This window comes from Kitasatospora sp. NPDC088346 (genome assembly GCF_044740765.1).
GTDB lineage: Bacteria > Actinomycetota > Actinomycetes > Streptomycetales > Streptomycetaceae > Kitasatospora.
Genome location: NZ_JBIURH010000008.1, coordinates 189193 through 204253, shown reverse-complemented (window position 1 = coordinate 204253; position 15061 = coordinate 189193). Strand labels below are relative to the sequence as shown.

Sequence of the window (15061 nt, the reverse complement as noted above, 5' to 3'; positions counted from 1 at the left end):
CCCGCTCCGGCCCGCCGGAACCGATCCGCCCCTCCGGACCCGTTCCGCCCCCGCCGGAACCGCCTGCCCGTCGGAACCGCTCTGCCCGTCGGAACCGACCGTTCTGCCCCTGCGGCCGCCCCGCCCGGGCTCGGACCTGCCCGAGCTCAGGACCGGGCGGCCGTCGGCGTGATCCGACCGGAGATCTCCAGGGCCACTTCGAGCGCGGCCGCCATGGCCTCCTCCAGGGTGCCCGCCCGCGGTCCGCCGGCGTGCGGTCCGCAGCTCTCGCCGTCGTCGTGCTTGAGCAGGAACAGCGCCGAGTTGATCGAGAACAGCGCCATGGTGGCGCGCAGCCGGTCGTGGAAGGTGGCGTCCGGGCCGTGCACCAGCCGGATCATCGCGACCATCCGGTCCTTGAACTCCAGCCCGGCCTCCGACTCCCGGAGGGCGGGCTGGTTCTCGTGGAAGAACCGCAGCAGGGGCGCCCGCTCGGCCATCCCGGCGGCGAAGCGGCGGACCATCTCGTCCCGCAGCTCGGGCGACCAGGGCTTGCCCTCGCCGTACGCGATGGCCTCGTCGATCGGCGCCGCCATGCTGCGCACGATGCCGCGGACGATGTCGTCCTTGGTCTTGAAGTGGTAGTAGAGCGCGGCCTTGGTGACGCCGAGGCGGTCGGCGATCTCACGCAGCGAGGTCTTCTCGTACCCCTGGGCCGCAAAGAGCTCCAACGCCACGTCGAGGATCCGCGCGCGGGTGTCGCTGCGGGGGCTCTGGGTCGTGCTCATGACTGGCGGCCTGCCTCGTGACGGCGACGGTGGGCGGCGCGATCGGCTGTTCGAAGCGCGCCTCGGGGTGCATTCTCCCTGCCCACGGGGCTCACGCCGAAACTGGCTTGACGCCCGGCTAGTGGACAACTTACCGTGCGAGCCGACGATTCACTAGCCGGTCGTCAAGTAAGTGAGCCGCGGAGGACGCGGCCGAGCCGCTCTTCCGGGGAGAAGCACCATGTCACAACAGCAGGCCGAGGCCGCGGCCGACCAACCGCCGGCCGCCGGACCGACCGAGCCCGAGCCGAAGTCGCCGCGCGAGATCCGCCTGGTGATGATCGGGCTGGTCATCGCGATGCTGCTGGCGATGCTCGACAACCTGATCATCGGCACCGCGATGCCGACCATCGTCGGCGAGCTGCACGGCTCCGAACACATCGCCTGGGTCGTCACCGCGTACACCCTGGCCACCGCCGTCTCCACCCCGATCTGGGGCAAGCTCGGCGACCTGTACGGCCGCAAGGGCGTCTTCCTGATCTCCATCGTGATCTTCCTGGTCGGCTCGGCCCTGTGCGGCCTGTCCGACTCGATGACCCAGCTGATCGCCTTCCGCGCGCTCCAGGGCCTGGGCGCCGGCGGTCTGATGGTCGGCGTGATGTCGATCATGGGCGCGCTGGTCCCGCCGCGGGACCGCGCCAAGTACCAGGGCATGTTCGCCGCGGTGATGGCCCTGGCCACCGTCGGCGGGCCGCTGATCGGCGGCTTCCTCACCGACCACCTCAGCTGGCGCTGGACGTTCTACGTCAACCTGCCGCTCGGCGCGGTGGCACTGGCGTTCATCGTGATCACCCTGCACCTGCCGAAGATGCGGTCGACCGCGAAGATCGACTACCTCGGTGCGCTGCTGCTCACCTCGGGCATCACCTCGATGGTCCTGATCACCACCTGGGGCGGCCAGGAGTACGCCTGGGGCTCGAAGCAGATCCTCGGCCTGGCCGCGCTGGGCGTCGCCTCGCTGATCGGCTTCTGCTACGTCGAGCAGCGCGCCGAGGAGCCGGTGATCCCGCTCGGCCTGTTCAAGATCCGCAACTTCACGATGGTCTCGATCATCGGCTTCATCGTCGGCTTCGCGATGTTCGGCGCGGTCGCCTACCTGCCGCTGTACCAGCAGATCGTGCAGGGCGCCTCGGCCACCAACTCCGGCCTGCTGCTGATGCCGATGATGTTCGGCATGCTGGCCGTCTCGCTGGTGGTCGGCCAGATCGTCTCCAAGACCGGCAAGTACCGGATCTTCCCGATCATCGGCACCGCGGTGATGGCGGGCGGCTCGCTGCTGCTCTCCACCCTCGGCACCGACACCGGCCGCTTCGCCTCCTCCTGCTACATGGTGGTGCTCGGCGCCGGCATGGGCTTCCTGATGCAGATCACCATGCTGGTCGCCCAGAACAGCGTGGAGCTCAAGGACATGGGCGTGGCCAGCTCCTCCGCCACCCTGTTCCGGACCATCGGCGGCTCGTTCGGTGTGGCGCTGTTCGGCGCGCTGTTCAACAACCAGGTCAAGGAGACCCTCAGCGGTGGCAGCAGTGGCGGCGGTGGCGGGCAGGGCGGGCAGCAGGCCCTCGACCCGACCGGCCTGAAGAAGGCGCCCGCGGCCGTCCAGGACCTGGCCCACCACGCCGTCTCCAACGGCATGCACACCGTCTTCCTGTGGGGCGCCGTGATCAGCCTGATCGCGGTCACCGCGGCGGTCTTCCTCCGGGAGATCCCGCTGCGCGGTGCCGGGCAGAAGCCCGAGCCTGCGGTCGAGGCGGTCTGACCCACCCCCGCGGTCATACAGCACCGAAGGGCCCGTCCGGATGCGCTCCGGACGGGCCCTTCGGGCTTCGCGGGTTGCTGCGGGCTTCGCGGGTTGCTGCGGGCGGTGGGGGGTGGGCGGTGTTGCTGCGGGTGGCGTGCTGGGTGTGGCTGGTGCGGTGGGGTTGGGCGGTGCGGTGGGGGTGGCTACTGTGGGAGCCGGTAGACCCCCGGCGCCACGGGCTCGACCAGGCCGTCCGCGACCAGCCCGTCCAGCGCCCGGGCCCGCTGCACCGGCTCGGGCCAGACCTCGTCCAGCCGGGCCTGCGACACCTCGCCGTGCGCCTCGCGCAGTACGGCCAGCAACTTGCCCCGGACCTGGCGGTCGGTGCCCTCGTACGTCTGACCGCGCCGGGCCGGGCCCTCGTACGGCGGTCGGCCGGCCCGCTGCCAGGCGCACTGCCGCAGCAACGGGCAGCCGGCGCACTCCGGGCTGCGGGCGGTGCAGACCAGCGCGCCGAGTTCCATGACCGCGACGGCCCAGGTGGCGGCCGTCTCCGCGGTGGCCGGCAGCAGTTCGGCGGCCGTCCGGCGCTCGGCCGCGGTGGTCGCCTGCGCTGGGTACTCGACACCGGTCACCGCCCGCGCGAAGACCCGGCGGACGTTGGTGTCCAGCACCGCGTGCCGCTGCCGGAACGCGAACGAGGCCACCGCGGCGGCGGTGTACTCCCCCACCCCGGGCAGCGCCAGCAGGGCGGCGTGATCCTCGGGCACCCGGCCCGCGTGCTCCTCGGTGATCGCGACGGCGGCGGCGTGCAGGCGGAGCGCCCGGCGCGGGTAACCGAGCCGGCCCCACATCCGGACGGCCTCGCCCGGAGCGTCCGCGGCCAGGTCGGCGGGCGTCGGCCAGCGTTCCAGCCAGGCGGCGTACGCGGGCAGGACCCGCTTGACCGGGGTCTGCTGGAGCATGAACTCGCTGACCATGACGGCCCACGGGGAGGCGTCCGGAGTGCGCCAGGGCAGGTCGCGGGCGTTGGCCTCGTACCAGTCGATGACGGTCGTGTGGAGCAGCGGAGCCGGGGTGACGGCGGTGATGGCAACCATGGCCCTTCGATCCTCCCACGGCGGGGAGGGGCGTCGGGACGGGACCGGTGGAGCCGCCGGGTCCATCGGACGGGACGGCTCAGAGCCCGAGGTCGTCGAGCTCCTTGAGCAGCGCCGCGCGGGGGCTGGGGGTGGTGGCGGACCCGGTTGCGGCGGCGGCCCCGGGGCCTTCGCCGGTGGTGCCGGTGGTGCTGGTGACACTGGTGGTGCTGCGGGCACTGCGGTCGCGGAAGATCCACGCGCCGGCCAGGCCGCCCACCAGCCCGCCGAGATGGCCGAGCCAGCTCACGCCGGGCGTACCGGGAACGGCGCTGGTGAGCATGTACGCGAAGGACGCGCCCATCACCAGGCCGATCAGGCTGTCGACCAGGTTGCGGTCGAAGAAGCCACGCAGCACCACGTAGCCGAAGTAGCCGTAGATCAGCCCGCTGGCGCCCACGGTCACCGTGTGGTCCTGCTCGAAGAACCAGACCGCAGCGCCGTCGGTGAGCGTGATCAGCGCGGTCAGGCCGAGGAACTTCTTGACGCCCCGGTAGGCGGCGAGGAACCCGAAGATGAAGAGGGCACCCGAATTGGCCTCCAGGTGCTGCCAGTTCACATGCAGGAACTCCGAGGTGAGGACGGTGCCCAGCCGGCCGGTGTCACGGGGGACAAGGCCGTAGTCGCGCACCAGCTCGCCGTCGCCCGCCCAGTTGGCGATCTGGACCACCCAGAGCACGACCAGGAAGGCGAACATCACGAAGAAGGCGCGTCGCGCCTCGGCGATCATGCGAGCCGGGTCGAGGGCGGGGCGTGGGTCCGTGGCCATGGGCCGACTATAGGACGAGCGCCCGGCGGCCGTCCGCCCCCTCTCGCCGACGGTTGGCATTCGCTCGACCGGAGCAAATGGCGGATCATGTGAAGGAAGTGACCCCGGTGCAGTGTTGATGCATCAACGGGTGCACACAGTCTCGTAGAGTTTGCCCGTGCCCTCTCTGCGTCAACCCGTGGGACCGCTGCCGGCCTCGATCTACTGGCGGCGGCGAGTCGTCGTGTTCGCCGCACTGCTCGCCGCGCTCGTGCTGATCGTCTGGATGACGTCCGGATCGGACGGCGGCAGGAAACCCCCGCACGGCGCGCAGCCCGCGCCGGCGCAGTCGATCACCCCCGGGGCGTCCCCGACCGGCTCCGCGATCACCACCCGCCCCGGTGGCACGGGTGGTTCGGGCAACGGCGGCGGTGCGGGCACCGGCGGCTCGGGGAGCGTCTCCGGCGGCGGTGGCGGCGACGTCAGCCTGACCAGCGGCGGCACCGGCAGCGGTGACGGTACGGGCACGACGACCGGCGCGGGCGGCACGGGAACCGGAACCGGCGCCGGCGGCACGGGCGGTGGCGCCTCCGGTGCGACCGGCACGACCGGCGGCCCGCAGGTCAACACCCCCGAGATCCTCGCGCTGCCGGTCTGCACCGCCGCGCAGATCACTCTGGAACTCGCCAGCGCACAGCCCGCGTACCAGCCCAAGGACAAGCCGCGGGTGACCCTGACGGTCCGCAACACCGCCGGCCCGAACTGCAGGGTCGACCTCGGCCGGACCGCCTCGACCATCACCCTGACCGCCAGCAACGGCGAGCGGTTCTGGTCCTCCGGCGACTGCCCGACCGACCGTCAGAACACCTGGGTCCAGGTGTCCGCCGGCAGCGGGCTGACCGAGACCTTCAGCTGGGACCGCAGCCGCAGCAAGCCGCAGTGCGCGTCCGCGGACGGCAGCACGGCCGCCCCGGACACCTACCGCGTCCAGGCCGAGCTCACCGGCCCGTCCGGCGGCCCCCTGGTCGCCCGCACCTCCATCCGCCTGGACGCCTGAGGCCCGGCCGCCGGGGCCGGAGGCGTCCGGGGAGCCGGGGGCGTCCGGGGAGCCGGGGGCCGGATCCCCGGGGTCAGAGGGTCAGAGGGCCAGAGGGACAGAGGGTCAGAGGGTCAGAGGGTCAGAGGGTCAGCACGAGCTTCCCCCGGACCCGGCCCGCCGCGCTGATCCGGTGCGCCTCGGCCGCCCGGTCCAGCGGCAGCACCTGCTCGACCTCCACCCGGACCCGGCCGGCCTCGATCAGCCCGCCGATCCGGGTCAGCGCCTCCCCGTCCGGGGCGACCACGATCCGGCGGGCGTCGACGCCCGGCCGCCGGTACGCCTCGTCCAGCGGCTCAGGCAGGGTGATCAGCATGCCCCCGGGCCGCAGCAGCGCCCAGGAGTCGTGCTGCACCTGACCGCCCACCGCGTCGATCACCACGTCGACCGGTTCGCCGCGGTACGGGCCTCCGGCGCCGCGGTCGAGGGGTTCGTCCGCCCCCAGCCCGCGCAGGAAGTCCTGGTTGCGCGCCGAAGCCGTGGCGAGCACGTACGCCCCGCGGGCCTTGGCCAGTTGGACGGCGAAGTGACCGACGCCGCCGGCCCCGCCCTGCACCAGCACCCGTTCGCCGCCCTTGACCCCCGCGGCGTCGAGCGCCTGCCAGGCCGTCAGCGCGGCCAGCGGCACCGCCGCCGCCCGCTCGAAGTCCAGCCCGTCGGGCAGGGGCGCCAGGACCGCCGCGGGCACCGCCGTGAACTCCTGGTACGCGGCGCCGTACGGGAGCGGCAGCATGCCGTACACCTCGGCACCGACCGGCGGGCCGCCGGCCGCCGCGGACTCCACCACCACCCCCGCCACGTCCCAGCCCAGGCCCAGCGGGAACGGCCGGTCGGTGCCGACGTACCCCTCCCGCATCTTCCAGTCGACCGGGTTGACCCCGGCCGCCCGGACCCGCAGCAGCACCTCACCCGCCGCCGGGCGCGGCCCGGGCAGCTCGACCAGCTCCAGCACGCTCTCGTCGCCGTACCGGGAGAAGACCACCGCTCGCATCGCCAACGCTCCTGAGTTTCAGAGGAGTCCGGCCGCCGCGGCCGGACAGTTCCGCCACCCTCGTCCGAGCCGGGCCCGTCAGCCATCACCCTGCCGGTACCAGGTTCCGGACGGCCGGACCCGGCCCGGGCGACCCGCCCCGCCCCGGGGCGGCCAGAGGGGTACCCGCAGGGACAGGCGGCGAAGCGACGGCCCGGCCATACTCGGCTCCCATGGACGCCACCCGTGAACTCGGCGAGTTCCTCCGCTCCCGCCGGGCCCGCCTGACGCCGCAGGACCTCGACCTGCCCGAGTACGGACCGCGGCGGGTGCCGGGCCTGCGCCGCGAGGAGGTCGCCGCCCTGGCCGGAGTCAGCGCCGTCTACTACACCCGGCTCGAACAGGGCCGGGCCGCCAACCCGTCCACAGCCGTGCTGAACGCCCTCGCCAGGGTGCTCCGGTTGGACCCGACCGAGCGCACCCACCTGCGCGACCTGGCCCGGCTCCCGAGCCGCGGGCGGGCCCGCGCGGACGGTACGGGGACCGGCATCGTGGCGCCGGGCAGTGGGGGTGCGGGTACGGCCGGGGTCGGGGCCGAGGGTGGGGCCGGGGTCGGGGTCGGGGCCGGGGGCGCTGGAGGGGTGGCGGGCGCGGGCGCGGGCGCCGGTACGACGGTGGGGGCCGTGCGCGTACGGCCCGGGCTACGGCGGCTGCTGGACGCGGTCGGCGCCGTGCCCGCGTACGTCCTCGGCCCGGACATGACGGTCCTGGCCGCCAACCGGCTGGCGGGCGCGCTGGTCCTGGACCCGGTCGGTGCGAGTGTCGAGGGCCTCAACCTGGCCCGCCACATCCTGCTGGACCCCGCCGCCCGCGAGCTCTACCCGCAGTGGGCCGACGTGGCCCGGCAGACCGTGGGCTTCCTTCGGTTCTCCGCCGGCCGGTACGGCGGGCAGCCCGGGTTCGCCGCGCTGATCGCCGAACTGTCCGCCGGAAGCACGGAGTTCCCGGCCCTCTGGGCGGCCCACGAGGTGCGCGAGAAGACCTGGGGCAGCAAGCGGTTCCGCCACCGCGTGGTCGGCGAGTTCGAGCTGCACTACGAGACCATCGGCCTGCCCGGGGACGAGGGCTGCTCCCTCGTCATCCTCAGCCCGGACCCGGACAGTGCGGACGACACCGCACTGCGGCTGCTGGGCAGTTGGAGCGCCGAGGCACCGGCGCGGCGGCCCGCGGGGCGGTGAGGCGGCCCGGCCGTCCAGGTCGGGCCTGCGGGGTCGGTGGGGCCTGCATGGCCTGCGGGGTCGGTGGGGCCTGCAGGGCCTGCGGGGTCGGTGGGGCCTGCAGGGCCTGCGGGGTCGGTGGCCGGTGGGGCCGGGAAGCCGGGTGGGTGGGCCTACCGGCCGGGGTCAGGCCGGCCACTGCGCGGAGCGCAGGGCCCGGCTGAGGGTCGGCGGCACCAGGGCGACAGCCAGCAGGACGGCGAACAGCCGCAGGGTGGTCCCGGGTTCGAGGTGGTCCAGCAGCAGGCCCGCCCCGAACGTCCCCGCCGGTATGCCCAGCATGAAGACCGTCATGGTCGCCGCGATCACCCGGCCCCGCAGGTCCTCCGGAACCTGCTGGAAGATCAGCACGTCCACCATCACCCGCAACGCCGGCACCCCGAGCATCATCGCCGCCAGCGTCACGAAGACCGCGACCGGACCACCCGCCAGTGTCGGCACCAGGAACAGCGGCACGGTCACCCAGGCCACCGTGACCAGCAGCCGTCCCGGGAGCATCAGCCGGTGCAGCCGGCGCACCACCAGCGCACCGAGCAGGCCACCGACCGCCTCCCCCGCGAGCGCGAGCCCGATCCCGCCGCTGGAGGTGCCCCCGTCGCGCAGCAGCACCATCACCGGCAGCAGCATCGCGGACCCGGCCAGGTTGAGCAGGAACGGCACCAGCAGCGTGACCCGCAGCCGGGCGTCGGCCAGCAGGTACCGCAGCCCCGCCGTCGCCCCGCCGGAGCGGCCGCCCTCCCCGGCAGCAGCGTTCGGGCGGCTCTCGAAGCGGACGGCCCACGCCGCGAGGACGGCCAGCAACGAGGCCACGACCGTGCCCAGGAACGGGACCGCCCGGCCCATGCCGAGCAGCAACCCGGCCAGCGGCGGACCGACCAGCGACGCGCCGCTGACCCGCACCTCGTCCTGGGCCAACGCCTGGCGCAGCTGCTCGGGCGGGACGACGGAACGCAGCACCAGCATCCGGACCGGGCCCGAGTACGCCATGGTGGCGCCGAGCACCGCGCCGACCAGCAGGGTGTGCGCGACCGTCAGGCAGTGCAGGGAGAGCGCGACCGGGATGCTGAGCGCGGCCAGCAGCCGCGACGAGTCGGCGATCAACAGGATCCGGCGGCGGTCGTGTCGGTCGGCGACCGCACCACCGTGGATGCCGAGCAGCAGCGAGACGGTGAACTGGACGGCGCCGAAGGCCCCGGCCAGCGACGGCGAGCCGGTCATCGCCAGCAGCATGAGCGGGTACGCGGTGTCGGCGATGCAGGTGCCGAGCATGGCGGAGGCGGCGCCGCCCCAGAGCAGCTGGAACCGCCAGTTGCGGTGCAACGGGACGAGCGTGGGGGTCGGCGCGACGGTGAAGTCGGACGTGGGGGCTGGTGTGGGCGCGGCGGCGAGGTCGGGCGTGGGGGCGGGGCCCGGCTCGGCGTCGGGCGCCGGGTGGGTCCTACCGGTGGACGTGCCGGTGATGCCGTCATCTGCCGTGACGCCGCTGGTCTCCGTGGTGCTCGTGTCCGTCGACCGCGCCGCGTCTGCTGCCCTGGCCATGCCCCCGCCTTTCACCCGAACGTAGATGCTCACGCATCTGCAACCATTCACGATTGCGTGAATGGTTGCAGATGCGTGATTGATTGCGCAAGCGTTGACGTTCTGAGAAAGTGTCAACGTGTCTGATCAGGTGAAAGAGCGCGAGATCAAGGACGTTGCGACCCTGAAGGCCCTCGCGGACCCCGTCCGGCTGGCGATCCTCAACGCCCTCTACAAGCGCGAGCCGTCGCCGCTGTCCGTCAAGGAGATCGCGGCCGAACTCGGCGACACCCCGACCAAGCTGTACCGGCACATCAAGCAGCTGGAGCAGGTCGGTCTGATCATGGTCGCCGAGACCCGGCTGGTCTCGGGCATCGTGGAGAGCCGCTACCGCAACGCGCAGAAGTCACTGCGCCTCGCCCCAGAAGTCTTCGCCGACGACACCTCGAAGCACCCCGAGGTGCTCGGCGCCCTGCTGGCCGCGATGGACCTGGTCCGCTCCGACTTCGAGCTCAAGTACCTCACCGACCGGCTGGAGCTGCCCGCCGGGCCGGACGGCAGGCCCCGGGCGTCCTCCCAGTTCAGCCACTTCTCCATGCGGCTCCGCCCCGAGCGGGTGATCAAGCTGCGCAACCAGCTCGGCGTGATCCTCGACGAGTTGGCGGAGGAGGGCGACAGCGCGGACGAGGACGCCATCGACGTCACCCTGTTCACCCTGCTCTACGCGACGAAGTCCGCGCCCCCGCCGGCCCGGCCCGGCCACGCCGACGTCACCTGACGTCACCCCTGACGGCACCTGCCGGGGTCTGCCGGCATCCGGCGGCGTCTGACCGACTCTGACGGCACCTGTCGGCACCTGCGGCACGGTCAGCCCACGCCTCGCCCCGACCCCGCTCCGGCTCCGGCTTCGCAGGCCCGTCCGGTCGGACGGTCAGACGTAGCGCTCCAGGATGGACGATTCTGCGAGCCTCGACAGTCCCTCCCGTACCGAGCGGGCCCGGGTCTCGCCGACGCCCTCGACGGTCTGCAGGTCGTCGATGCTGGCCGCGAGGAGCTTCTGCAGCCCGCCGAAGTGCTCGACCAGCCGCTCGATGACGGTGTTCGGCAGCCGCGGCACCTTGGCCAGCAGCCGGTACCCGCGCGGTGAGACCGCGGAGTCCAGGGACTCCGGCGTGCCGGTGTACCCGAGCGCCTTCGCCACCGTCTGCAGGTCGAGCAGCTCGGCGTGGGTGAGCGCCTCCAGGTCGGCGAGCACCTCGGTGACGGTACGGCCCTTCTTGGCGGCGCGCTCCGGGAAGTAGTCGCGGGCGACGAGTTCGCGCTCCGGCTCGACGCCGGCGATCAGCTCGTCGAGCTGGAGCGAGAGCAGTCGCCCGTCGGTGCCCAGCTCCAGCACGTACCCGGCGATCTCGGCGGCGATCAGCCGGACCATCTCCAGCCGCTGGACGACGGCGGAGACGTCCCGGACGGTGACGAGGTCCTCGATCTCCAGCGCGGAGAGCGTGCCGGCGACCTCGTCCAGCCGCAGCTTGTACCGCTCCAGGGTGGCCAGCGCCTGGTTGGCGCGGGAGAGCACGGTGGTGGAGTCCTCCAGCACCCGGCGGCTGCCGTTGACGTACATGGCGATCAGCCGCATCGAGTGCGAGACGGCCACCACCGGGTACCCGGTCTGGCGGTTGACCCGCTCGGCGGTCCGGTGACGGGTGCCCGTCTCGTCGGTGGGGATGTTCGCGTCGGGCATCAGGTGCACCCCAGCCCGCACGATCTTGGTGCTGTCCTTGTCGAGGATCACCGCGCCGTCGAGCTTGCACAGCTCGCGCAGCCTGGTGGCGGTGAACTCGACGTCGAGCACGAAGCCGCCGGTACTGAGCGACTCGACGCTCTTGTCGAAGCCCAGCACGACCAGCCCGCCGGTGTTGGCGCGCAGCACCCGCTCCAGCCCGTCCCGCAGCGCCGTTCCCGGCGCGATGGCACTGAGGGAGGCCCGCAGCAGGGCCTCCTCGCGGGAGGACTTGTCCGCCCGGTCGCTGCCTGCCACGTGACTCCTCCGGTCGCCCCGGACCGTGTGGCACGGCGCCCGACGGTCTGTCGCTTGGTCTTCGCTGGTCTGTCTGTGTCGCTCGGTGATTCTGGAAATAGGCGCAGTACTGCACTTATTGCCAATTAGACAGGGCAAAGTCTAACTGCGTGCGGCATTAACGGGGCATGAGTCAGCGCAGTTCGTCGGAGTCGACCGGCTCCCAGCCCTCCATCAGCTCCTCCGGGATGGCCGGAACGGCCGCCGGGACAACGGCCGGACGGGCCGCGCGGGCGCCCGCTGCCGGGGCTCCGGCGGCCTCGCCGCGGGGCTTGGCCGGGCCGCGTCGGCGGCCCGGGATGGCGCGCAGGGCCTCCCCGATGTCGGCGACCTCGACCACCGTCATGCCCGCGGGGACCTTGCCCGGGTCCGGCGGGACGAGGGCGTGGGTGAAGCCGAGCCGGTGCGCCTCCGCGAGGCGGCGCTGCACACCGGTGACCCGCCGGACCTCGCCGGCCAGGCCGACCTCGCCGATCGCCACCAGGTTGCTGGGCAGCGGGGTGTCGGACGAGGAGCTGGCGACCGCCAGGGCGATGGCCAGGTCGGCGGACGGCTCGGTGAGCTTCACCCCGCCGACCGTCGCCGTGTAGATGTCCTGCTTGCCGAGCTTCACGCCGCCGTGCCGCTCGACCACGGCGAGGATCATCGCGATCCGGGGGGACTCCAGGCCGGAGGTGGTCCGGCGGGGCGAGGGGATCTGGGAGTCCACCATCAGCGCCTGGACCTCGGCGACCAGTGGCCGGCGGCCCTCCAGGGTGACGGTCAGGCAGGTGCCGGGCACGGGCTTGTCACGCCTGGTCAGGAACAGGCCGGACGGGTCGGCGAGGCCCGCGATGCCCTCGTCGTGCAGTTCGAAGCAGCCGACCTCGTCGGTGGCGCCGTAGCGGTTCTTGACGCCGCGGATGATCCGCAGCCGGGCGTGCCGGTCGCCCTCGAAGCTGAGCACCACGTCGACCAGGTGCTCCAGCAGCCGCGGGCCGGCGATCTGACCGTCCTTGGTGACGTGCCCGACCAGCAGGGTGGCCATGCCGCGATCCTTGGAGGCGCGGATCAGCGCGCCCGCCACCTCGCGGACCTGGGCCGGGCCGCCGGGGGCGCCGTCCAGCTCGGCGGAGGCGATGGTCTGCACCGAGTCCAGGATCAGCAGCCCGGGGTTGACCGCCTCGATGTGGCCGAGCACCGCGCCGAGGTCGGACTCGGCGGCCAGGTACAGGTGGTCGGAGAGGGCGTTGATCCGGTCGGCGCGTAGCCGGACCTGACCGGCCGACTCCTCGCCGGTGACGTAGAGGGTGCGGTGCTGCGCGCTCGCCGCCTTGGCGGCCACGTCCAGCAGCAGTGTCGACTTGCCGACACCCGGCTCGCCGGCGAGCAGCACCACGGCGCCCGGGACGATGCCGCCGCCGAGCACCCGGTCCAGCTCCGGCACGCCGGTGGTGCGGGCGGTGGCAACCTGCCCGTCCACCTGGCCGATCGGCTTGGCCGGGGAGCTGACCGGCCCGGCCGCCGTGGTCCTGATCGGGACGGCGCCGTACTCCTCGACGGTGCCCCAGGCGTTGCACTCGGGGCAGCGGCCGACCCACTTCGGCAGTTGGTTGCCGCACTCGGTGCAGCGGTACGCCGGGCGGGGCTTGGCGGTGGTCTTGGTGCGGGCAGCCATGCGGCCAACCGTAGCGGGTGGGTACGACAGCGGGGGCCGGCCGGCCGCGGCGTGAGCACGACAGCCGCCCGGACGCGGCCGCCGGCTGTCCGGAACACCACGGTGCTGTTACCCGAAAGAAGTACAAGCGCGGGGATTCCCGGGGGCGCGACGCCCCGGCTCCCTACCGTCGGAGGGTGACCACCAGGCTTGCCTCCCCCGCCTCCCCCGCCTCCGCCGGTTCCCCCGTCCTGCGGGCGTACGACCGCTGCGTCGACGGGCTCTTCACCTACTGCCTCTCCGTCCTGTGCGAGCACGACGCGGCCGTCGCGGCCCTCTGCGAGGTGCGCGACCTCGCGCTGCGGCACGGCGACCGGCCCGCCGACCCGGCGCTCGGGCGGGCCTGGCTGTACGCGCTGGCGCGGCACTGCTGCCTGGAACGGCTGGAGCGCGGCACCGGCGCGCCCGCCGAACCGCCCCCCGGCCCGGCGCAGGCCGACCGCCGCCGCGCGGAGCTGGCCTCGTTGGCCTGGCCGGAGGCCGCGGGCACCGACCCGGAGCAGCGCGAGGCGCTGGAGCTGGCGGTCCGCCACCGGCTGTCGGCCACCGAGGTGGCCGCGGTGCTCGGCCGCTCCGACGGCGATGTGCAGGAGCTGCTCTCCGCGGCCGGTGCCGAGGTGGGCCGGACCAGGTCGGCGCTGCTGGTGCTCGGGGTGGGCAGCTGTCCGGTGCTGGCCCGGCTCGGCGGGGTCGGCGCGGAGAGCTGGCGCGGCTGGGTGCTCGGCCCGGCGCTCCGGCGCGAGCTGGTGCAGCACGTGGTGGACTGCCCGACCTGCCGGGGCACCGCGGAGCGGGTCGGCGGCGAGCTGGGAACCGGCCTGGCCGGGCTGCCGGGGCTGCCGCTGCTGGCGGCGCCGGTCCCGGTCCGGCTCGGCGGCACCGCGGCGCAGCTGCCGGACGGGGCGGCCGGGGCGGCCTTCCTGGCGGGGGCGGCGGCCGGGCGCCGGGCGACCGCACCGGCCGCCTGGTCGGGCGGGGAACCGTCCGAGCCGCGGTTCGACCAGCGCGGGTTCCCCCGGCACCGGGCGCCGTCCGCCGGGCGGTCGCTGGTGGTCCGTCAGCGGGTGGTGACCACCGGGGTGCTCGCGGCGGTGCTGACCGCGCCCATGGTGGCGCTGTGGGCGGCACAGCGGGACGGCGGTGGGACGGACGCGTCGGCGGCGGTGTCCTCCGTCCGGGTGGCGCCCGGCCCGGTGAAGGGCCCTCCGAAGGTCCCGGCGCAGCCGGCCGCGGCGCCGGTCGTCCCGGTGGTCCCGCTGGTGCAGGCCGGGTCGGCGGGGTCGGGTGACGTTCGGCTGGTCGGCGCCGTGACTGCAGAAACGTCTTTCCCGGCGGTTCGCGGGGCGGTACTGCCGGTCCTGGCCGTCCCCGTCCCTCCCCGGGTACCCGTCCCCGGACCGTCCGTTCCCGGCACCGGCGACTCCGCCGCGGCCGGCTGGCTGACCGTCGAGGCGCAGGAGTACGGCAGCCGCACCGTGATCACGCTCACCAACGCGGGAGGCACGGCGATCGCCTGGCACGCCGTGGTGGACGCCGACTGGCTCCGGCTCAGCCGGGACTACGGCACGCTGGCCCCGGGCCAGCGGATCACCGTCACCGTCACGGTCGACGACACCCGGGTGCCGCCCGGAACGTGGACGGCGCGGATCGCCCTGCCGCCCTCCGAGGCGGTGGTCACCCTGGAGGGCGGCCCCCGGAACCGCGGCGGCGAGGAACCGACCGATGCGCCCACCCCCATGGACCCGTCACCGGCCACCCCGACGGACGGTCCCGCGCCGAGCTCCCCCGATCCGGCCTCCGGCACGCCGTCCACCCCGCCGTCGCCGGAGCCGTCGACCCCCTCGCCGCCCTCCTCCCCGTCCTCCCCGTCCCCCGCACCGACCGGGCAGGCGAGCGGGCAGCCGGCGGACCCGGCCCCGCAGCCGGCTCCCGCCACCGGCGCGGGCGCGGGCGGCGGGACTCCCGGCCCCTGAGCCGCATCGCCCCGCCTCCC

General features: G+C 74.0%; 12 protein-coding genes. 5 read left to right on the top strand and 7 right to left on the bottom strand.

The genetic code is table 11. The features are described from left to right. Positions 1-146 precede the first annotated feature (146 nt). Positions 147-767, bottom strand: coding sequence for a TetR/AcrR family transcriptional regulator (locus ACIOFR_RS14310; protein ID WP_400996284.1), 621 nt, complete (start codon positions 765-767; stop codon positions 147-149). Positions 768-987: 220 nt separating this feature from the next. Between ACIOFR_RS14310 and ACIOFR_RS14305 the strand changes: the two genes are divergently transcribed. Beyond that, entirely contained in the window at positions 988-2565 is a 1578-nt protein-coding gene (locus ACIOFR_RS14305) for an MDR family MFS transporter (protein ID WP_400996281.1), read from the top strand. Positions 2566-2750: 185 nt separating this feature from the next. Here the strand turns inward: ACIOFR_RS14305 and ACIOFR_RS14300 are convergent, their stop codons facing one another. Both ACIOFR_RS14300 and ACIOFR_RS14295 read right to left on the bottom strand, forming a co-directional pair. Beyond that, positions 2751-3647, bottom strand: a complete 897-nt coding sequence (locus tag ACIOFR_RS14300) for an A/G-specific adenine glycosylase (protein ID WP_400996279.1) — start codon at positions 3645-3647, stop codon at positions 2751-2753. 79 nt (positions 3648-3726) lie between these two features. After that, on the bottom strand, positions 3727-4455 hold the full coding sequence (locus ACIOFR_RS14295) for a rhomboid family intramembrane serine protease (RefSeq protein ID WP_400996277.1): 729 nt from the start codon (positions 4453-4455) through the stop codon (positions 3727-3729). Between the two features lie 157 nt (positions 4456-4612). Here ACIOFR_RS14295 and ACIOFR_RS14290 point away from each other — a divergent pair, with 157 nt between their 5' ends. Further along, the gene (locus tag ACIOFR_RS14290; protein WP_400996274.1) at positions 4613-5491 is read left to right on the top strand and encodes a hypothetical protein; all 879 of its coding nucleotides are present in this window, start codon (positions 4613-4615) and stop codon (positions 5489-5491) included. A 121-nt stretch (positions 5492-5612) separates the two neighbouring features. Here ACIOFR_RS14290 and ACIOFR_RS14285 read toward each other — a convergent pair whose 3' ends face one another. Continuing rightward, the gene (locus tag ACIOFR_RS14285; protein ID WP_400996272.1) at positions 5613-6521 is read right to left on the bottom strand and encodes an NADP-dependent oxidoreductase; all 909 of its coding nucleotides are present in this window, start codon (positions 6519-6521) and stop codon (positions 5613-5615) included. Positions 6522-6733: 212 nt separating this feature from the next. Here ACIOFR_RS14285 and ACIOFR_RS14280 point away from each other — a divergent pair, with 212 nt between their 5' ends. Beyond that, entirely contained in the window at positions 6734-7738 is a 1005-nt protein-coding gene (locus ACIOFR_RS14280) for a helix-turn-helix transcriptional regulator (RefSeq protein WP_400996270.1), read from the top strand. A gap of 165 nt (positions 7739-7903) precedes the next feature. Here ACIOFR_RS14280 and ACIOFR_RS14275 read toward each other — a convergent pair whose 3' ends face one another. Further along, positions 7904-9316: an MFS transporter gene (locus tag ACIOFR_RS14275; protein ID WP_400996268.1), complete on the bottom strand. Its 1413-nt coding sequence runs from the start codon at positions 9314-9316 to the stop codon at positions 7904-7906. Between the two features lie 118 nt (positions 9317-9434). On the opposite strand from ACIOFR_RS14275, the gene ACIOFR_RS14270 reads away from it, so the two are divergent. Continuing rightward, a complete protein-coding gene (locus tag ACIOFR_RS14270) occupies positions 9435-10073 on the top strand; it encodes an ArsR/SmtB family transcription factor (protein WP_400996266.1) in 639 nt (212 codons plus the stop codon). A 153-nt stretch (positions 10074-10226) separates the two neighbouring features. Here the strand turns inward: ACIOFR_RS14270 and disA are convergent, their stop codons facing one another. Next, entirely contained in the window at positions 10227-11285 is a 1059-nt protein-coding gene (gene disA / locus ACIOFR_RS14265) for a DNA integrity scanning diadenylate cyclase DisA (RefSeq protein ID WP_400996419.1), read from the bottom strand. A gap of 220 nt (positions 11286-11505) precedes the next feature. Beyond that, positions 11506-13029: a DNA repair protein RadA gene (radA, locus tag ACIOFR_RS14260; protein ID WP_400996263.1), complete on the bottom strand. Its 1524-nt coding sequence runs from the start codon at positions 13027-13029 to the stop codon at positions 11506-11508. 176 nt (positions 13030-13205) lie between these two features. Here radA and ACIOFR_RS14255 point away from each other — a divergent pair, with 176 nt between their 5' ends. Continuing rightward, the gene (locus ACIOFR_RS14255; protein ID WP_400996260.1) at positions 13206-15041 is read left to right on the top strand and encodes a sigma-70 family RNA polymerase sigma factor; all 1836 of its coding nucleotides are present in this window, start codon (positions 13206-13208) and stop codon (positions 15039-15041) included. The last annotated feature ends 20 nt before the right edge of the window (positions 15042-15061 follow it).